General features: G+C 74.4%; 13 protein-coding genes. 4 read left to right on the forward strand and 9 right to left on the reverse strand.

Annotated features, from left to right (window positions below):
- Positions 1 to 49: 49 nt before the first annotated feature.
- The 4 genes from AB0K51_RS12085 to AB0K51_RS12100 form a co-directional block, all read right to left on the reverse strand.
- A complete protein-coding gene (locus tag AB0K51_RS12085) occupies positions 50 to 5,344 on the reverse strand; it encodes a LamG-like jellyroll fold domain-containing protein (RefSeq protein ID WP_363453359.1) in 5,295 nt (1,764 codons plus the stop codon).
- Positions 5,345 to 5,372: 28 nt separating this feature from the next.
- A complete protein-coding gene (locus AB0K51_RS12090) occupies positions 5,373 to 7,511 on the reverse strand; it encodes an alkaline phosphatase family protein (protein WP_363453361.1) in 2,139 nt (712 codons plus the stop codon).
- Positions 7,512 to 7,670: 159 nt separating this feature from the next.
- Entirely contained in the window at positions 7,671 to 8,441 is a 771-nt protein-coding gene (locus tag AB0K51_RS12095) for a GntR family transcriptional regulator (protein WP_363453363.1), read from the reverse strand.
- A gap of 49 nt (positions 8,442 to 8,490) precedes the next feature.
- Entirely contained in the window at positions 8,491 to 8,946 is a 456-nt protein-coding gene (locus AB0K51_RS12100; RefSeq protein ID WP_363453365.1) for a MarR family transcriptional regulator, read from the reverse strand.
- A 116-nt stretch (positions 8,947 to 9,062) separates the two neighbouring features.
- Between AB0K51_RS12100 and AB0K51_RS12105 the strand changes: the two genes are divergently transcribed.
- On the forward strand, positions 9,063 to 9,455 hold the full coding sequence (locus AB0K51_RS12105) for a nuclear transport factor 2 family protein (protein ID WP_363453367.1): 393 nt from the start codon (positions 9,063 to 9,065) through the stop codon (positions 9,453 to 9,455).
- Positions 9,456 to 9,525: 70 nt separating this feature from the next.
- Here AB0K51_RS12105 and AB0K51_RS12110 read toward each other — a convergent pair whose 3' ends face one another.
- Together AB0K51_RS12110 and AB0K51_RS12115 are read right to left on the reverse strand one after the other, a co-directional pair.
- On the reverse strand, positions 9,526 to 10,767 hold the full coding sequence (locus AB0K51_RS12110) for a sigma-70 family RNA polymerase sigma factor (protein WP_363453595.1): 1,242 nt from the start codon (positions 10,765 to 10,767) through the stop codon (positions 9,526 to 9,528).
- Positions 10,755 to 11,102: a YciI family protein gene (locus AB0K51_RS12115; protein WP_363453597.1), complete on the reverse strand. Its 348-nt coding sequence runs from the start codon at positions 11,100 to 11,102 to the stop codon at positions 10,755 to 10,757. Before AB0K51_RS12115 ends, AB0K51_RS12110 begins: the two co-directional genes overlap by 13 nt.
- A 152-nt stretch (positions 11,103 to 11,254) precedes the next feature.
- Here AB0K51_RS12115 and AB0K51_RS12120 point away from each other — a divergent pair, with 152 nt between their 5' ends.
- Entirely contained in the window at positions 11,255 to 12,697 is a 1,443-nt protein-coding gene (locus AB0K51_RS12120; protein ID WP_363453369.1) for an MFS transporter, read from the forward strand.
- 21 nt (positions 12,698 to 12,718) lie between these two features.
- On the opposite strand, the gene AB0K51_RS12125 is transcribed toward AB0K51_RS12120, so the two are convergent.
- Both AB0K51_RS12125 and AB0K51_RS12130 read right to left on the reverse strand, forming a co-directional pair.
- Positions 12,719 to 13,624 (reverse strand): 5'-3' exonuclease, encoded by a 906-nt coding sequence (locus AB0K51_RS12125; RefSeq protein WP_363453599.1) that lies wholly within the window; start codon positions 13,622 to 13,624, stop codon positions 12,719 to 12,721.
- 104 nt (positions 13,625 to 13,728) lie between these two features.
- Positions 13,729 to 14,769, reverse strand: a complete 1,041-nt coding sequence (locus AB0K51_RS12130; protein ID WP_363453371.1) for a cation diffusion facilitator family transporter — start codon at positions 14,767 to 14,769, stop codon at positions 13,729 to 13,731.
- A 173-nt stretch (positions 14,770 to 14,942) separates the two neighbouring features.
- Between AB0K51_RS12130 and chrA the strand changes: the two genes are divergently transcribed.
- Positions 14,943 to 16,154 carry a chromate efflux transporter gene (chrA, locus tag AB0K51_RS12135; RefSeq protein WP_363453373.1) on the forward strand — a complete coding sequence of 404 codons (1,212 nt, stop codon included), beginning with the start codon at positions 14,943 to 14,945 and terminating at the stop codon, positions 16,152 to 16,154.
- A 59-nt stretch (positions 16,155 to 16,213) separates the two neighbouring features.
- On the opposite strand, the gene AB0K51_RS12140 is transcribed toward chrA, so the two are convergent.
- Entirely contained in the window at positions 16,214 to 16,957 is a 744-nt protein-coding gene (locus AB0K51_RS12140; protein ID WP_363453375.1) for a gamma-glutamyl-gamma-aminobutyrate hydrolase family protein, read from the reverse strand.
- A gap of 229 nt (positions 16,958 to 17,186) precedes the next feature.
- On the opposite strand from AB0K51_RS12140, the gene AB0K51_RS12145 reads away from it, so the two are divergent.
- Positions 17,187 to 18,293 carry a DUF2510 domain-containing protein gene (locus AB0K51_RS12145; RefSeq protein WP_363453377.1) on the forward strand — a complete coding sequence of 369 codons (1,107 nt, stop codon included), beginning with the start codon at positions 17,187 to 17,189 and terminating at the stop codon, positions 18,291 to 18,293.
- The last annotated feature ends 8 nt before the right edge of the window (positions 18,294 to 18,301 follow it).

Consider the following 18,301-nt stretch of genomic DNA (forward strand, 5'->3'; position numbering starts at 1 on the left):
GGCCCGGGAACCCGTCCCGGGCCGCCGCCCCGCGATCCGCCTCGGACCGTTAACCCACCTTCTTCCAGGGGCCGCTGACCGTGTCCGGGGTCTGGTTGCGGGTGTACCAGCGGGCCTGGTAGACCGCGCCGAGGTAGCGGACCCGGTCACCGGCGTTGTACACCGTGCTCGGGGTCCACGCCGCGATGCCGTCCGGGCCGGCCGGAGCCTGCTCCTCCCAGGGGCCGTTCGGGTCCCCGGGGGCCTGGTTGCGGGTGTAGAAGCGGGCCCGGAAGACCTTGCCGTCGTGGACCGCCAGGTCGCCGGCCTGGAAGACCCGGGAGGCGGTCCAGGCGGCGGCGCCGTTCTCGGTCAGCGCGATCTCCTGCCAGGCGCCGGTCGGATCGCCCGGCTGCTGGCCGCGGGTGTACCAGGAGGCCTGGAAGAGCCTGCCCTGGAAGGCGACCCGGTCCCCGGCCTGGTACACCGCCGAGGACTGCCAGGCCGTCGGCAGCGTCACCGTGACCGTCAGCGTCTGGGTGGCCGGGGTGAGCAGCGCGCTGCCCCCGTACGAGACCAGCAGCGCGTGGGAGCCCGCGGCCAGGCCGACCGGCAGGGTGAGCAGCGCCGTGCCGTCCTGGCCGAGCACGGCCCGGCCGCGCTCGGTGGCGCCCTCGGTCAGCACCACCGTGCCGCTCGCCGGCAGGCCGGGGGAGGAGACCGCCACCCGCACCGTCGCCGCCGTGCCGTAGGGCACGGCCGGGGCGGTGGTGGTGAGGGCCGGGCCGACCGGCCGGATCGCCGGGACGGTCAACTGCCGCTCCGGCTCGGCGTTGCCGGCGGTGTCGGTGGAGCGGAAGGCGACGGTCTGGTCGGCGAAGTCCGGTGTGACGGTGAACGGGCCCGCGTAGGGAGTCCACTGGCCGTCGCGGACCCGGTACTCGGTGCGGGCGACGCCCGAATCGGCGTCGGCGGCGGTCAGGGTCACGGTCACCGGCGCGATGATCGTCGCACCGGGCGCGGTGGTCGCGCTGGTGGCCGGCGCGGTGCCGTCGGCGCGCACGGTGACGGTGACCGGCTCCGAGGTGTGGCCGGCGGCGTCGGTGGCGCGGAACCGGTAGGTCAGCGTGCCGTCCGGCACCGTCACCGGGCCCTGGTAGCCGGTCCACCGGCCGTCGCCGACCTGGTACTCGAGGCGCGGCGCGGTGCCCGAGTCGTCGGTGGCGGCGGCGGAGACGACCGGGGCGGTGCGGTACCAGCCGGCGGCGCCGTCGGCCGCGGCCGGGGCGACCGAGGCGGTCACCACGGGCGGGAGGTCCGCCGAGGTGATCCGCACGGTGGCGCCCGCGGTGGCGGTGAACCCGAAGTCGTCGGTGCCGGTGACGGTCACCGGGTAGTCGCCGGTCCGCGAGGTGTCGACCGCCGAGAGGTCCACCGACAGTGTGCCGGGGACGTTCAGGGCGGGGTTCAGGCCCCCGAGCACCGCCGAGGAGCTCAGGCCCAGTCCGGGCGCCTGCACGGTCGGGTTGCCCACCGAGAGCCTGGCGACCGGGACCACGTGCACGGTCACCGCGACCGGCGCGGAGGTCCGGCCGTCCGCGACGGCCGTCACCAGCACGGTGTACCAGCCCGGCGTCAGCCAGTTCACGCCGCCGGCGTCGAACGTCAGCGCCGCGGCCGTCGGGCTCGCGGTGGCGCCGACGGCCGCCCGCAGGGCGGCGTCGTCGGCCGGGCCGCGGCCCGCCTGGTAGACCAGCGCGTCGTGGGCGACCGCCACGGTCGGGGCGCCGGCCGCGGGCTGCGGGGTGCCGAGGGTGAGGGTGGTGACCACGGCGGCGTGGTCGCTGGTCCAGGCGTTCGACTGGACGTCGGTGGCCGAGGGCCAGCCGGCCACCAGGGTGTTGGAGCCGAGCACGTGCAGGTCGTCGCCCGCGGCGAGGACGTAGTCGATCCGGTCCTGCGAGGCGGTGGCGGTGACCGGGGACCAGGTGGCACCGGGGTCGGCGGCCGGGTCCGGATGCGCGGCGCGGAAGGTGTCGGTCAGCCCGGCGGCCGCGAAGGCGGCCGGCACCGGCCAGTCCACCGGGCCGGCGGCGCAGTGCGCGGCGGCCGTGGCGGCCGTCCAGTCGGCGGCCGACGGGGAGGCCAGGTCGCCCAGCAGCAGGACCGGCCGGCCTCCCGCGGTGTCGGCCCTGACGGCCGAGGCGACCGCCTGGGCCTGGGCGTAGCGGGTGCCGGCGCGCTCGTCGGCGACCAGCTGCCCGGCGTCCGCGCCGCCCGGCGCGCAGGCCTTGTCCGGGCCGTAGCCGGACTCGTCCAGCGCGGTGTTCCAGACCCGGACGTCGTGGCCGGCGACGTTCACGGTGACCGCGATCGCGGGTACGCCCGCGGTCGCCGCGGTGGTGGCGGAGATCGGCCAGGCCGAGACGATGCCGAGGCCGTTGCCGCCCTCGTAGTCGTACCAGCCGAGCGCCTGGGCGATCCGGTGGGCCCCGGTGCCGCCGTCCTCCTGCACGGCGATCACGCCGAGGCCGTTGGCGGCGATCACGGCGAGGTCCTTGGGCAGCGCGTCCGCGACGTGGCCGCCGTTGTCCCAGAGGTTCCAGGTGGCGGCGGCGACCTGCGGGGCGTCCCCGGCCGCGACGACCGGGACCTCGACGGTGATCCGCGCGGTGGTGGTGCCGTCGGTGGCCTCCACCGTGACGGTGCCCGGGTGCTGCGGCGCGGTGCCCGGCGCGGTTCCGGTGACCGTGCCGTCGGCGCCGACGCTCAGCCAGGAGTCGCCGCCGACCCGGGTGAAGGTGCGGGCGGTGCCGCCGTACCAGAGCGCGGCCAGCGGCTGCTTGACCGGGTCGCCGGTGCGGACCGGCGGGGCGTGCAGGGTGTCGGCGACGAAGCCGGGCGACAGGGTGGGGACGGGCACCGGCAGGTCGACCGTCGACTCGTCCGGCAGCGCGGTGGCGGCGGGCCGGGTGGCCCGGTAGTCGTTGGCGATCTGAGCGGGCGTCAGCGCCTGGTTGTAGAAGTCGAAGTCGTCGACCAGGGCGTCCACCGAGGCGCCGTACCCGCCGGTGCCGTCCTGGCCGATCATGAACGGCAGGCCGGAGGCGAAGGCGGTGGCCGCGGTGACCTGGCCGGCCGTCGAGGTGGTGAACAGGGCGCCGTCCACGTAGTACGCGACGGTCTGCGCCTTGCGGTCGACCACCACCGTGAGGTAGCGCCAGTTCCCTTGCAGCGGAGCCGGGTTGGTCGCGGTGTACTGCCGGGTGCCGCCGGCGGTGACGCCCCAGCAGGCACGGGTCGTGGTGGTGCCGGAGACGTTGTAGAACGACAGGCCGGGGTTGTTGCAGGCGTTGAAGTCCTGGTTGCTGACCAGCGGGCCGTCCACCGTCTCGCCGTACTCGCCCCACCACATGGAGAACGAGAAGCTGCCCGAGCCGTCGGTCTGCCCGGCCGCCTTCGGCAGCTGGACCACCTGGCCGGCGTTGATGTGGGCGGCCAGGCCGGAGAAGCCCCGGGCGTAGGCCGAACTGCCCTTCCAGGCGGCGTCGTTGCCGTGGCCGGAGCCGTCGGTGACGGTGCCGCCCCGGTCGGCCTCGAAGTCGTACGAGGCGATCGGGGCGGCCGTGTCGCCCGGCGCCCGGTAGCGGCCCCAGACCGCGTAGAGCGTGACCGTCGACCCGGCCGCGGCCGAGAGGTTGGCCACCTGCTGGCCGTCGGTGTACGCCACCGCGCCGGTGGGTGAGGTCGCCCAGCCGAGGAAGCCGAAGCCGGTGCGGGTGAAGCCGTCGGCGGTGAGGGCGGCCGGCTGGTCGTAGCTCAGCTGCTGGGCCGCGGTGGCCCCGCCGTCGGCGCCGTTGCCGTCGAAGGCCACGGTGTAGCGGTTGGGCGTGGACACGGCCTTCAACACCGCGTCCTGCCCGGGCATGGTGAAGGAGCCGTCCGCGCCGACGGCCAGACCGGCGGGGGAGAGCGCCTGCCAGGTGGCGCTGTAGCCGGTCGCCGGAGTGGCGGTCGCGGTGACCGTGGTGCCGGGCAGGACCCAGCCCGCGGCCTGGTCGGCCGAGGTGCGCACGGTGGTGTGCTCGTCGCCGGTCGCGGTGACCTGGAAGGAACCGGCGGGGGCCCAGCGGGCGTACAGCGTGACGGTGCCCCGGTCGGCGGTGCTGAGGTTGCGCACCTGCGCCGCGTCCCGGTAGACGGTCGGGCCGGTCGGGCTGGTGCTCCAGCCGGTGAACTGCTTCCCCGCGGCGGTGAAACCGTTCGCGCTCAGCGCCGCGGACTGGTCGTAGGCCAGCTGCTGGGCGGCGGTGCCGCCGCCGTCCGCGCCGTTGCCGTCGAAGGTGATCGTGTAGGTGTTGGGCCGGAAGGCGGCCTTGACGGTGACGGCCGTGCCGGGTGCGGTGAACGAGCCGTCCGCGCCGATCGCCAGGTCGGGCGGGGTGACCGGCGTCCAGCCGACGAAGGAGTAGCCGGCGTCGGGGGTGGCGGTGAGCCGGTCCGGGGTGCCGGCGGCCGGGGCCTGGACGGCGGCCGTGCCGGTGCCGTGGCCGTCGCCGGTCACCGTCACCGGGAAGTGGGTGGCCGGGTCGGTGGCCGCGAAGTCGGCGGCGACCTGGTCGGCGGTGATCGCCTGGTTGTAGAAGGTGAAGTCGTCGACCAGCGCGTCGTCGGTGGCGCTGTACGCCCCGGTGCCGTCCTGCCCGATCCGGATCGGGCTGCCGGAGTTGAAGTTCGCGGCGGTGGTGCCGGAGTCGGTCGCGGTGGTCGAGAACAGCACGCCGTCCACGTAGTACGCGTAGGTGTGCGCCGTCGCGTCCTGCACCACCGCGAGGTGGTGCCAGCCGCCCCGGATGGTCGCGGTGCGGGTGGTGCTGTAGGTCTTGGTGCCGCCGACGCCGTAGCAGGAGCGCTGCTGGTAGGTGCCGCTGACGTGGTAGAAGGTGAAGCCGGGGTTGGCGCAGGAGGCGAAGTTCTGGTTGGCCACCAGCGGGGCGTCGGCGGTGGCCGTGTTGTCGTACCACCAGGTCTCGAAGGCGAAGCTGCCCGAGCCGTCGGTCTGGCCGGCCACCCGCGGCAGCGTCACGAAGTTCTTGCCGCCGCTGATGTGCAGCGCCCGGCCCGAGACGCCCGCGGCGTACGCCGGGGTGCCCGACCAGGTGCCGTGGTTGCCGCGCGGGGAGCTGTCGGTGACGGTGTTTCCGGAGTCGTCGTCGAAGGTGTACGAGACCACCGGCTGGACGGCGTCGCGCGGGTCGTACGTCGGGTCCGCGGCGGCCGGGGCGGCCAGCCCGAGGACCAGGCTGCCCAGGCTCAGCGTGGTCGAGAGGCACGCCGCGGTGAGGCGGCGCGAGGGGATGCGCATGCGAGGAGCTCCAGGTCTCAGGGGCTGATCAGGCCGAGGTGCGGGCGACCCGCCCGGCGTACCGGTGCTTCCACCCGGTGCCGGTGTCGGCGGTCAGGACGACGTCGTAGTAGCCGTCCGCGGTGGGCCAGTCGACGGTCTGGGTGGCGCCCGGCGCGACCCACAGGTTCTGCACCCCGCCGACGTGGTCGTTCGCGGTCAGGGTGTAACGCACCTGCTGCAGGCCGTCGTTGTGCAGGGTGAAGGCGACGGTCGGGGCGGTGCCGGTGACCAGGTCCACGTCGACCCGGGGCACCCCGGCGTTGTTCTGGCCGGCCGGCAGCACGGTGCCGGCGTGCGAGCGCACGAAGCCGTCCGGGCCGTAGACCGAGAAGGCGTAGCGGCCCTGGTAGGCGGCGGCGTCCCAGGTGTGGTCGCGCCCGGCGGTCGCGGTGACCGTGTACGGGGTGTTGCCGAACGCCTTGTACTTGTCCGGGAAGACCTGCAGGCTGACGGCCTTTCCGGCCGGCCCGCCGGCCAGGCTCAGGTGCGCGGTGACCTTGCCGGTGGCGCGGTTCTCGCTGAACGTGCCGTGCGGGTGGAACGGGAGCGGACGCGGGCGCAGCGCCGGGTAGTCGGTCCACTTGTCCTCGGAGGGCACCTGATTGGCGATGGTGCCGCCGGCCCGGGCGATCGCCACCAGCGCCGCCGTGTCGGGCAGCGAGGGGACGCCGAGCACCGGGCGGGTGAAGTCGATCGCGCTGGTCAGGTCGCCGCTGACGGCCCGTCGCCAAGGCGTGATGGTGGTGCTCAGCGCCGGGGTGCCCAGCGAGGCGGTCCACACCTCCAGGAAGCGGATCACCGACGTGTGGTCGAACACCTCGGAGTTGACCCAGCCGCCCCGGGTCCACGGCGAGACCAGGGTCATCGGGACCCGGGCGCCGTAGCCGATCGGGGTGCTGCCGGAGAACTCGCCCGCCGTGCCGGCCTCCGGGGCCGGCGGCAGCACGTGGTCGAAGTAGCCGTCGTTCTCGTCGAAGTTGAGGATCAGCAGGGTGTGGTTCCAGATGTCCGGGTTGCTCTGCAGCGCCTTGATCACCCGGTTCGTGTAGTGCGCCCCGTGCTCGGGGTTGGCCGAGGGGTGCTCCGACCACTCGTACGGCGCGACGATCCAGGACACCTGCGGCAGCGGGTGCTCGGCGCCGGGCGCGCAGGCCTTGATGAACTCGCCCAGCACGCCGTCGAGGTTGGTGTCGCTGTCGTCGTTGGGCAGGCCGTCCGGCGCGTACGGGAAGGAGTTGGCCCGCCAGACCACACCGGTGCCGGGGGCGGTCTTCACCGGGTCGGCGAGGTTGGCCGCGCTGGGGGTGAAGGTGGCGAAGCCGCGGATCGGGTTGTCCTCGTAGTCGCCGCGCCAGCCGTCGCCGTTGTTGTTGTCGACGTAGACCCGCCAGGAGACGCCGGCCGCCTGCAGCGCCTCGGGGTAGGTCTGCCAGGCCCGGTTGCCGGAGGTCTCGCCGCCGTTGGAGGTGACGCCGTTGGAGGTGCCGGTCCACAGGTAGAGGCGGTTGGGCGTGGTCGGGCCCATCACCGAGCAGTGGTAGTTGTCGCAGAGGGTGTAGGTGCTGGCCAGCGACCACTGCCACGGGATCTCCTCGCCCGTGAGGTAGTTCATGGTCGCGCTGCCCTTGGCGGGGATCCAGTTGTTGTACCGGCCGGCGTTCCAGGCGCCGGTGCCGGTGCCGTAGTCGTGCGCCAGGCCGGTGGTGGTCTGCGCCACCGTGGTGACGTGCTTCGGCTTGACCACGGACGAGCCGCTGGGCTGCGAGAAGACGTCGGTGCCGTTCGGGAACCGCAGCCCCTGCTTGTCGTTGAAGCCGCGCACGCCCGGCATCGCACCGTAGTAGTGGTCGAAGGACCGGTTCTCCTGCATCAGGATCACCACGTGCTTGAGGTCGGCGATCGTGCCGGTGAAGCCGTCGGGCAGCGCGTAGGCGACCGTCCCGGCCGCGGCGCCGTCGGTCGGCCAGGCGGACGCGGCGCCCGCGGCCAGCGCGGAGCCGCCGCCGAGCAGGCCCATCGCCTTGAGCATGCCGCGCCGGGAGAGGCCCGAGCGCAGCACCGACTGGGGGACCACCACCTGCTGCGCGGCCTTGTCGGACGGGGAGAGTCGGGGGTCGGTCGTCATCTGTCACTCCTGGTGAGCCGAACTGCCCGTATGAGGGCGATTCAGATCAGAAGCGCTCACGATGAATCAGCAGTGAACGCGGTGCGACACCTCACCGTTTCGACGGCCCGACCGGCGGACTCGGTCGCCGACTGCGCACACTGGGCCGGTCCTGGGCGGTCAGTGCGGCGGATCCAGCAGGGTGCGGTTCACGTCGCCCGGCCGCACGTCGAAGGCGACCACCTCCGGCAGGTACCGGTCCACCGCCAGCTCGGCCACCCGCCCGGCCGCGGTCTCACCGGTCCGGCTCACCTGCAGCAGCGGGCTGGAGCGCCGGACCCCCAACAGCCGGACGTCCTCGCTGGAGGCCGCGACCGCCTCGATCCGGTGCCCGCCGAGCGCGATCCTGACCCCGGCGTCGGCCAGCCCGTCGAAGACCGACGGCACGTCGTCGGGCAGCCGGTCCACCACCGGCTCCACCCACGGCGCCCAGGTCGAGCGCTCGATCATCACCGGCCGGCCGTTCAGCGTGCGCACCCGCACGAACCGCAGCACCGGGTCGCCCAGACCGATCCCGAACCGCCGCGCCTCCACGGCGTTCGCCCCGCTGCGCTCGCGCCGCACCACCTGCCCGCCGAAGTCCAGCCCGTGCCCGGCCGCCCACCCCGAGAACGGGCGCAGCTCGCCGACCGTCTGGGCCCGGAAGTCGGCCTGCACGTACCAGCCGGAGTTGGGCCGCGACACCACCAGCCCGCGCCGGGCCAGCGCCGCCAGCGCCGTCCGCACCCGCGCCCGGGTCGTCCCGTACTCCCGGGCCAGGGCCTGCTCACCCGGCAGGCGCCCCCCGACGGGCCACTCGGCCCGCCCGATCCGTCCTTCGAGGTCCGCCGCGACGGCCCCCGCCGCTCGCGTCGTTGCTGGGACGGCGTCCGCCGCCGAGTTCTGCCGCACGCCTACGGTCTACCACTTTCCGCGGTCCGGTCGCCGGGCAGCGCCTTCGTCAGTCGCGGTCGGCGGCGAAGGGCCCGTGGTCGACAAAGCGGCGCAGGTGGCGGGCGAAGTCCTGGGCCTCGGGAGCGGGCCAAGAGGCGAGCGAGTCCTCGATGGCGGCCGCCAGGCGCCGGCGGGTGGCGGCGATGACGGTGCGGCCGTCGTCGGTGAGGCAGAGCAGGGTGGAGCGGCCGTCGGCCGGGTCGGGCTCGCGGCTGAGCAGGCCGGCCTGTTCGAGGCGGTCGGCGCGGCGGGTCACGGTGGTGCGGTCCAGGTCGACCTCCCGGCCGAGGTCGGCAGCGTTGCAGGGGCCGGTGCGGGCCAGGCCGCTGAGGACCGGGTAGGTGAGCTCGTCGACCGCCTCGCCCAGGCCCTCGGTCAGGTGGGTGTAGAGGCGGTCGCGGGTGCTGCGCCGGAGGAGCAGTCCGAGGGCGTCGGCGATGTCGTGGCCGGTCGAGTTCTTCACCCCTGCAGATTAGCGTGCGCGGCGCACGCTTTTCCTGCTACGGTCGAAAGCGTGCTTGAGGCACGCATATCCCGGTCCACGGCGGGACACTCCCGCACGCCATCGAAGGAATCCCCATGAACCGCACCGACGTCCGCGCCGCCCTCACCGACCTCCTCCTCACCCCGGGACTCGACCTGGACGAGGCCGCGGACCGCCACTTCGCCCCCGACTACCGCCAGCGCACCGACGGCGACTGGGCCGACCGCACCGAGTTCCTCGCCCACATCGCCCACCTGCGCGAGGTCGTGGCCGGCGGCTCGGTCCAGGTGCACGACGAGGTCGTGGAAGGCGACCGCTACGCCGACCGCCACACCATGGAGGTGGTCAAGACCGACGGCTCCACGGTCCGCATGGAGGTCTACCTGTTCGGCGAGTTCGCCCCTGACGGCCGCTTCCGCCGCATCGAGGAGACCACCCTCATGCTCGAGGGCGCCGAGGCCGACCGCGGACTCGGCAGCGCCCGCTGATCCCGCGTCACCTCGCGGCCTGCCGATCCCGCGTCACCTCACGGCCCGGGCCCCGCGAAGGCCCCGGGCCTCAGCCACCGCCGGTTTCGCGCAGACGGCGGGCCAGGTAGGCGCGTTCGGGGTCGGAGGCGGCCAGCGCCAGGGCCTCGCGGTAGGCGGCGGCGGCCTCGGCGTCGCGGCCGAGCCGGCGCAGCAGGTCGGCGCGGGTGGCGGGGAGCAGGTGGTAGCCGGCGAGCGCGCCGGAGGACTCCAGGGCGGCGATCAACCGCAGTCCCACGGCCGGCCCTTCGGTCATCGCCCGGGCCACGGCGAGGTTGAGCTCGACCACGGGGGAGGGGGCCTCCGAGAGCAGCCGCTCGTACAGTCGGGCGATCCGGGGCCAGTCGGTGTCCGCGGCGGTCGGCGCCGCGGCATGGCAGGCGGCGATGGCCGCCTGGAGCCGGTAGAAGCCGTGCCGGCGCAGCGGACCCAGGACGGCCAACCCCTCGGCGACGGTGGCGGCGTTCCACCGGGTGCGGTCCTGCTCCTCCAGCGGGACGAGGGCTCCGGCGGCGTTCACCCGGCCCGCGCGGCGGGCGTCGTGCAGCAGCATCAGGGCGAGCAGGCCGCGGGCCTCGGGTTCGTCCGGCATCAGCTCGACCAGCAGCCGGGCGAGCCGGATCGCCTCCGCGCACAGGCCGGTGCGGATCATGTCGGTGCCCTCGGTGGCGCTGTAGCCCTCGTTGAACAGCAGGTAGAGCACCGCCAGCACGCCCGCCGTCCGCTCAGGCAGCAGCGGCGCGGGCGGAACCCGGTAGGGGATGCGGGCGTCGCGGATCTTGGCCTTGGCGCGGACCAGCCGTTTGGCCATCGCCTGGTCGCCGACCAGGAACGCGCGCGCGATCTCCGCGGTGGTGAGACCGGTGAGGGTACGCAGGGTGAGCGCGACCCGGGCGTCCAGCGGCAGCGAGGGGTGGCAGCAGGTGAAGATCAGCCGCAGCCGGTCGTCGCGGATCCCGCTGTCGTCGCGCGGGCCCGGCGGGCCGTCGTCAGCGGTCACCGCGAGCTGCCGGAGTTTGGCGGCCTCCGTGCGGGCCCGGCGCAGCCGGTCCATGGCGCGGTTGCGGGCGGTGGTGGTCAACCAGGCGCCCGGCTTGGCGGGGACGCCGTCGCGCGGCCACCGGTCCAGTGCCCGCGCGAAGGCGTCCTGGGCGCACTCCTCCGCGAGGTCCCAGTCGCCGGTCACCCGGATCAGGGTGGCGACGATCCGGCCCCACTCGGCGCGGAAGGCCGCCGCGACGGCGTCGGCGGCATCCTCGGCTACCGCTCCCAGATCGGCCTCACCTCGATCGTCCCGTGGCGCGCTCCGGGAATCCGGGACGCCACCTCGATCGCCTCGTCGAGATCCCGGCAGTCGACCAGGTAGTACCCGCCGACCTGCTCCTTTGTCTCGGCGAACGGACCGTCGGCAACCAGGACCTCGTCCTGGCGCACCCGGACGGTCGTGGCATCGGCGGTCGGCCGCAGCCGCTCGCCGCCCAGCAGGACGCCCCGGCGTCCCATCTCCTCGCCGAAGGCCGTGTAGCCGGCCAGCATGGCCGCCCCCTCCTCGGGGCCGATCGCGCCGATCGCGTTCTCGTCGGTACAGATCATCAGCAGATAGCGCATCAGAACCTCCTCGGTCCGGTCGGACACAGGTACGACGAACGGGATGCGCCCCGATGGACCGCGGTACCCGTCCATCGTCCGCCGTCCATCGGCCGGGTGCCCGTTCGTCGTAGCAGTGGACGGCTGGACGGCCGGCGGGAGGAGTGAGAACGATGGCGACCGACATCCCTACCCGGCGGGCCTGGACACTCGTACTGGCCTCGCTCGGAGTGTTCATGACCGCGCTCGACACCCTGGTGGTGACCACCGCGCTACCGGTGCTCAGAGTGTCCCTGCACGGCAGCCTCACCGACCTGGAGTGGACGGTGAACGCCTACAACCTGTGCTTCGCCTGCCTGCTGCTGACCGGCGCGGCCCTCGGCGACCGCTTCGGGCGGCGCCGGATGTACTGCGTCGGGCTCGGGGTCTTCACGGCCGCCTCGGCCGCCGCCGCCCTGTCGCCGACGGTCGGCGCGCTGATCGCCGCCCGCGCGGTGCAGGGCGCCGGCGCGGCACTGGTGATGCCGCTGACCCTGACGCTGATCAGTGAGGCGTTCCCGCGAGCGCAGCGCGGGACGGCGATCGGCCTGTGGGGCGGCATCGCCGGGCTGGCCGTGGCGGCCGGACCGGTGGTCGGCGGCGCCGTGGTCCAGGGCATCAGCTGGCACTGGATCTTCTGGCTCAACGTCCCGATCGGCGTGGCGCTGATCCCGCTGGCGGCGACCCGGCTGACCGAGAGCTTCGGCCCGCGGCCGCGACTGGACCTGCTCGGACTGCTGCTGGCGGGCGCGGGGCTGCTCGGCTTGACCTGGGGCCTGGTGCGGGCCAACACGGCCGGCTGGACGAGTGCCGAGGTACTCGGCTCGCTGCTCGCCGGGGCGCTGCTGGTGGCGGTCTTCCTCTGGTGGGAGGGGCGGAGTCCGCATCCGATGCTGCCGCTCTCGCTGTTCCGCCGGCGCAGCTTCGCCGCGGCGAACGGGGTGAGCTTCTTCCTGTACGCGGGACTGTTCGGTGCGCTGTTCCTGATGTCGCAGTTCTTCCAGTCCGCCCAGGGCCTCACCCCGCTCCAGGCGGGTGTCCGGCTGCTGGCGTGGACGGCTGCGCCGGTGGTGGTCGCGCCGTTCGCCGGCCGGCTCGCCGACCGGTACGGCAACCGGCCGTTCATCGTGACGGGCCTGCTGATGCAGACGATCGGCCTCGCCTGGGTGGCGGCGACCGCCTCGCCCGACCTCGGCTTCGCCGCACTCGCGGCGGCGCTCACCGTCGCGGGCGTCGGCACCTCGCTGGTGTTCCCGACCGTGGCGAACGAGGTGATGGGCTCGGTACCCGAGGAGGAGACCGGCACGGCGGCCGGAACCAACAGCGCGCTGCGCGAGCTCGGCGGAGTCTTCGGCGTGGCCCTGCTCGCCTCGGTCTTCGCCCGCCCCGGCACGTTCACCTCGCCGACCGCCTTCGTCGACGGCTTCACCGCCGCACTGTGGGTCGGCGCCGCGCTCTCCGCCGCGGGCGTCCTGATCGGCCTGTTCACCGCCCGTCGGCCGGCCCCGCCTGCGCCGCCGTCCGAAGCCCCCGGCACGGCCGAGGTACCCGAACCGGCCCGCGGGCGGAAGCTCTGACCACCGTCAGGGCGCCGGTGCTCAGCGGGTGGCCGCGAGGGCGTCCAGCGTGCGGGTGAGCGAGGTGCCCAGGCCCCAGCGGGTGGAGAGCGACTCCAGGGTCATCGGGTCGATCGGCTCGCTCGGCAGGGCCGGGTCGAAGTCGGGCAGCGGCACGTCCCGGGCGACCCGGACCACGGTGGGCGCGACGTCCAGGTACGCGGCGCCGTCCAGCAGGTTCTTGCGGCGGGCCGGGGTGATCCGCGACGCCGGGTCGAGCGCCGCGGCCCGCACCCCGGCCAGGTCGCCGTAGGTCTGCAGCAACTGGGCCGCGGTCTTCTCGCCGATCCCCTTCACCCCCGGCAGGCCGTCGCTCGCGTCGCCGCGCAGCGCCGCGAGATCGGCGTACGAGGCGGCGCCGACGCCGTACTTCTCCTCGATGTACGCGTTGTCGACGACCTGCGGGTGGCCGACGCCCTTCACCGGGTACAGCACCGTGACCGCCCGGTCGTCGTCGACCAGCTGGAAGAGGTCCCGGTCGCCGGTGACGATCTGCACCGGACCGGCGGCCCCGGTCGCCAGGGTGCCGATCACGTCGTCCGCCTCGTACCCGGCGACGCCGACCCGGGCGATGCCGATCGCGTCCAGCACCGCCTCGATCACCGGCACCTGCGGGCCGAGCGTGTCGGGGATCTCCTCCTCGCCCTCGGCCGCCGCCTCGGCGACGCGGTGCGTCTTGTACGAGGGGATCAGGTCGACCCGCCACTGCGGGCGCCAGTCGGCGTCCATGCAGGCGACCAGCCGGTCGGGCCGGTGGTCCTGGACCAGCCGGGTGATGAAGTCCAGCAGGCCGCGGACGGCGTTCACCGGCACGCCGTCGGGGGACTTCATCGACTCCGGGACGCCGAAGTAGGCGCGGAAGTACAGGCTGGCGGTGTCGAGCAGCATCAGGCGCGGGGCGGGTGCGGTCACCCTCCCGATGATGCCCTACCGCGCCGACAGCCCGGTGCAGCGCCTCCCCGACGGACCGTCAACAACGGTCGCCGGCGCGCTCAGTGCGGGTGCGGCCCGGCCCGGTGCACCGGGCCGTGGGAGTCCGCGCAGTGCTCGCGGTCGTCGTCGCCCGGGCCGGAGATCTGCAGCAGCCCGTCCGCCTCGTCCTCGCCGACGTGGTCGACCTGGAGCGTGCTGTGGCTGATCCGGTAGTCCTCGCGCAGCTGCCGCTGCAGCTCCCGCCGCACCGCGTGGCAGTCGCCGCCCGGGGTGACCAGGATGTGCGCGGAGAGCGCCGGCTGCCCGGAGGTGATCTCCCAGATGTGCAGGTCGTGGATCTCCTCCACCTGCGACGCGGCGACCAGCCGGTCAGCCACCTGGTCCGGGTCGATGCCGGCCGGCGCGGCCTCCAGGAAGATCCGCCCCGACTCCCGGACCAGCCCGATCCCGGCCCGCAGCATCAGCGCCACCACCACCAGCGAGGCGATCGCGTCCGCCCGCACGAACCCGGTGAACAGCACCACCGCACCCGCCACCGCCGTCGCGATGAAGGCGTACAGGTCGGTCAGGACGTGCTGGAACGCGCCCTCCACGTTCAGCGAGGAACGGTTCGCCTTCGACAGGCACCAGGTCGCGGCGAGGTTCACCACCACGCCCACCAGCGCCGTCACCAGCACCAGCCCACCCTCCACCGCCGGCGGCGAGATCAGCCGGGTGACCGCCTCGTAGCCCAGCCACGCCGACAGCACCAGCAGCGTCACGCCGTTCGCCTGCGCGGACAGGATCTCCGCCCGCTTCAACCCGTACGTGAAACCGCCGCGCGCCGGACGGGCCGCCAACCGCATCGCCACCAGCGCCAGCGCGATCGACGCGGCATCGGTGAGCATGTGCGCCGCGTCCGAGATCAGCGCCAGCGAACTCGCCGCGAAACCGACCACCACCTCGCCCGCCATGAACACCACGAGCAGCAGCAGCGCACTCCACAGCCAGCGCCGGTCCGCGTCCGCCGACACCGCGTGGCCGTGCCCGGCGTGACCGCCCCCACCGTGGTCGTGGTCGTGGCGCTGCTCGTGATCGTGGCTGTGGGCGTGGCCGGCCATCGAGGTCCTCCGCTCTGGTGTCCGCACCCGAAGTGAACCCCAACTCGGATGAAGATCCAAAGGCTGCACTGGTGACCGTTGTCGTTCCCGTTGCGGACACCCGCCTGCGGTAGGGTCTGCGCCGCATCCGCCCAGCTGAACCGGGCGGACGAGGTCGGAACGGAGGAGCGGACGTGTCGGAGAAGGTCCCGCTGACGGTGATCGCCAAGGAATGGGGCCGGATCGGCATCACCGGCTTCGGCGGCCCGCCCGCGCACATCCTGCTGCTGCGCCGGCTCTGCGTGGAACGGTGCGGCTGGCTCGCCGCCGCCGAGTTCGAGGACGGCATCGCCGCCACCAACCTGCTGCCCGGACCCGCCTCCACCCAGCTGGCGATCTTCACCGCCTGGCGGCTGCGCGGCGCGGCCGGCGCGCTGATCGGCGGCGCCGCGTTCATCGTCCCCGGCCTGGTGCTGATCCTGGCGCTCTCCGCACTCTTCCTGGCCGGCAGCCCGCCGCACTGGGTGCTCGGCGCCGCGGCCGGCGCCGGCGCGGCCGTCCCCGCCGTCGCCGTGCAGGCCGCCACCGCGCTGATCCCCGCCAGCCTGCAACGCTCCGGCCCCGGCCCCGGCGCCGCGCGGCTGCGGTGGGGCGGCTACCTGCTGCTCGGCGCGCTCGCCGCGATCCTCACCGGCCCCTGGCTGGTGCTGGTCCTGATCGCCACCGGCGCCGCGGAGATCGCCTTCCGGCGAACCAGCCGAACGAAGGACCCACTGCTGCGCCGACCGGCCGAGCAGCCCGACCACGGCGGTGACACCCCGTCAGGCCCGCGCCGCTTCCTCCCGCTGCTGATCCCCGGGGTCGCCGCCACCGGCGGACTCGGCGCCCTCGCCTGGGTCGCCCTCAAGGTCGGCGCGCTCTCCTACGGCGGCGGCTTCGTGATCATCCCGCTGATGCAACAGGACGCCGTACACCGCTACCACTGGATGACCGACGGCCAGTTCCTGAACGCCGTCGCCCTCGGCCAGATCACCCCCGGACCGGTCGTGCAGACCGTCTCCGTGGTCGGCTACGCGGCCGCGGGCCTCCTCGGCGGACTGCTCGCCGCAGCAGTGGCCTTCGCCCCCTCCTTCCTCTTCGTCCTGTTCGGCGCCGCCCACTTCGACCGCCTACGCGCCAACACCGCCGTCCAGAACTTCCTCACCGGCGCCGGCCCCGCAGTCATCGGCGCCATCGCCGGCTCCGCCCTCCCCCTGGCCCTCGCCCTCGCCCGCCCCTGGCAGTACGCCATCCTCACCCTCGCCGCCCTCTGGCTCCTAGCCCTCCGCCGCAACGTCGTCCCCTGCCTCCTGGCCGCCGCCGCCCTGGGCACCACCGCAGCCCTGACAGGTCTCCCGCTCCCGTAGCGCGAAAGCGCGAAGCGTGAAACCAGGGGCGGGCGCGGGCCCGCCGTGGCGGGTGGCCGTCAGGCCCTGGCGGTGGCCAGCGTCTCGGTGGAGGCGCCCGCCGCCAGGCGGGTGGCGGTGACGAGGGCGCGGGCGACGCGGAGGTCCTCGCCCTGTTCGGGGTGCCACTGGACGCCCAGGGTGAAGCCCGCGCCCTCGACGGCCTCGATGGTGCCGTCCTCCGCGTGGGCGGAGACCGTCAGGCCCTCGCCGAGCCGGGCCACCGCCTGGTGGTGGAAGGTCGGAACCACGAGCGAGGCCTCCGGCAGGAGGTCGGCGAGCAGGGTCCCGGGGACCGGTCGGACGGTGTGGCGGCCGTACTCGTTGGGCGCGCCCTCGTGGCTGCGGTCGCCGACCACGTCCGGCAGGTGCTGGACCAAGGAGCCGCCGCAGACCACGTTCAGCAGCTGCATGCCGCGGCAGATGCCGAGCAGCGGAAGGTCCGCGGCGAGCGCGGCCCGGATCAGCGCGGCCTCCCACAGGTCGCGCTCGGCCGCGGTGGCCCGGGTCTCCGCGTGGGCGCGCTCGCCGTACAGCGCGGGGGAGACGTCCTCGCCGCCCGCGATCACCAGCCCGTCCAGCCGCGACACGGCGGCGGCCGCGTACTCGGGGGCGTCCGGCGGCAGCATCACGGCGAGGCCGCCGGCCGCCCGGACCATCGCGGGGTAGCGCTCGGGCAGCAGGACCGAGCGTTGACTGTCCCAGCGTCCCCAGGCCGCGTCGTTGAGGTAGCTGCTGATGCCGATCACCGGGCGAGAGGTCATGGCGCGCATTCTGCCGTGCCGTCGCACGCCCCGCTGCGCGTCCCGCCGACCCCGTGCGCCCCTCCCGAAGCGAACCGCCCCGCTGCGCGCCCCCGGGGCGTCCCCGTCCGGGCCGTTCCGGGCCGTCCGCACGCGGTTCACGTGATTCTCACCGGAATCTCATCGCCGGAGCCCGATTTCGGCCCCGCGCTGATTTCCCGCTTATCCGGAGCCGCCTAGGGTCTTCGGTGTGAGTGAGCAGCAGATTCCGGCCGGGTGGTACCCGGACCCCACCGACACCGTGTCCGTCCCCCGCCCCGAGCGGTGGTGGGACGGCAAGGGCTGGACGGCCGAAACCCGGGCCGCCTCCGCCCCGCCCGCGGCCGCCCTCCCCGGCGAGCCGACCGACGCCCCGCCCGCCGGGCCGACGCCCGGCGCCGAGGACACCGCGGTCCTCGAGGGCACCGTGCTGGACGCCGACGGCCACAGCGTCCGCTACCCCGAGTACCCGTCGATCGCCGACCAGGCGCCGGCCAAGCCGAAGCGGCGGCCGTCCAAGCCGGTGCTGATCGCCGCCACCGTCGCGGCGCTGCTCGGCCTGGCCGTCGGCTCCGGCGTCACCTACCTGGCGATGGACGGCAAGGACTCCGCGCCCGTCGCCCAGCGCCAGGGCGGCCAGCGCTTCGGCTACGGCAATCCCGGCGACGGCTTCCCCGGCTTCGGCGGCGGCCAGAACGGCCAAGGCAACGGGAACGGCCAGGGCAACGGGAACGGCCAGGGCAACGGCGGCCAGAACGGGCAGGGCAACGGGAACGGTCAAGGCAACGGCAAGGGCGGTCGCAGCGCCGACCAGGCCGTGGACCCCGTGAACGGCATCAGCCTGCCGATCCCGTCCGGCTGGGAGGGCGGTACCGCCCCCGACGGCACCGCCTCGATCAGCGTCGGCTCCTACACGTGCGTCGACGGCAGCGCCAACTGCTCGCTCGGCGGCGCCAACACGGTCCAGCTCAAAGGGACGGACGCCAAGCAGGCCGCGCAGGACGACATCGCCGCCGCGGCGAAGGGCTCCTACCCCGACCTGACGGGGCACAAGGAGCTGAAGAACGAGGCGGTCACCGTCGCCGGGCGCTCCGGCTACCTGGTGCGCTGGCAGGTCGACGTCTCCAAGGGCAACGCGGGCTACGTCGAGACGGTGGTCTTCCCGACCGCCGACGGCAAGGCGCTGACGGCCGTGCACCTCGGCTTCGACATCGCCGACAAGGCCCCGGGGCTGGACCAGATGGACAGCATCGTCAAGGGCGTCGCCGCCTGGAACGGCGGCCCGCTCGGCAACGGCTCCGGCGGCACCCGCACCTGACGGCTCGT

This window comes from Kitasatospora sp. NPDC049285, assembly GCF_040678815.1.
Lineage (GTDB): Bacteria > Actinomycetota > Actinomycetes > Streptomycetales > Streptomycetaceae > Kitasatospora.

Coding starts and splice junctions, on each gene's coding strand:
- AB0K51_RS12085 (WP_363453359.1), bottom strand. CDS start 5,344: ATGCGCATCCCCTCGCGCCGCCTCACCGCGGCGTGCCTCTCGACCACG.
- AB0K51_RS12090 (WP_363453361.1), bottom strand. CDS start 7,511: ATGACGACCGACCCCCGACTCTCCCCGTCCGACAAGGCCGCGCAGCAG.
- AB0K51_RS12105 (WP_363453367.1), top strand. CDS start 9,063: ATGAACCGCACCGACGTCCGCGCCGCCCTCACCGACCTCCTCCTCACC.
- AB0K51_RS12115 (WP_363453597.1), bottom strand. CDS start 11,102: ATGCGCTATCTGCTGATGATCTGTACCGACGAGAACGCGATCGGCGCG.
- AB0K51_RS12120 (WP_363453369.1), top strand. CDS start 11,255: ATGGCGACCGACATCCCTACCCGGCGGGCCTGGACACTCGTACTGGCC.
- AB0K51_RS12125 (WP_363453599.1), bottom strand. CDS start 13,624: ATGCTGCTCGACACCGCCAGCCTGTACTTCCGCGCCTACTTCGGCGTC.
- AB0K51_RS12130 (WP_363453371.1), bottom strand. CDS start 14,769: ATGGCCGGCCACGCCCACAGCCACGATCACGAGCAGCGCCACGACCAC.
- AB0K51_RS12140 (WP_363453375.1), bottom strand. CDS start 16,957: ATGACCTCTCGCCCGGTGATCGGCATCAGCAGCTACCTCAACGACGCG.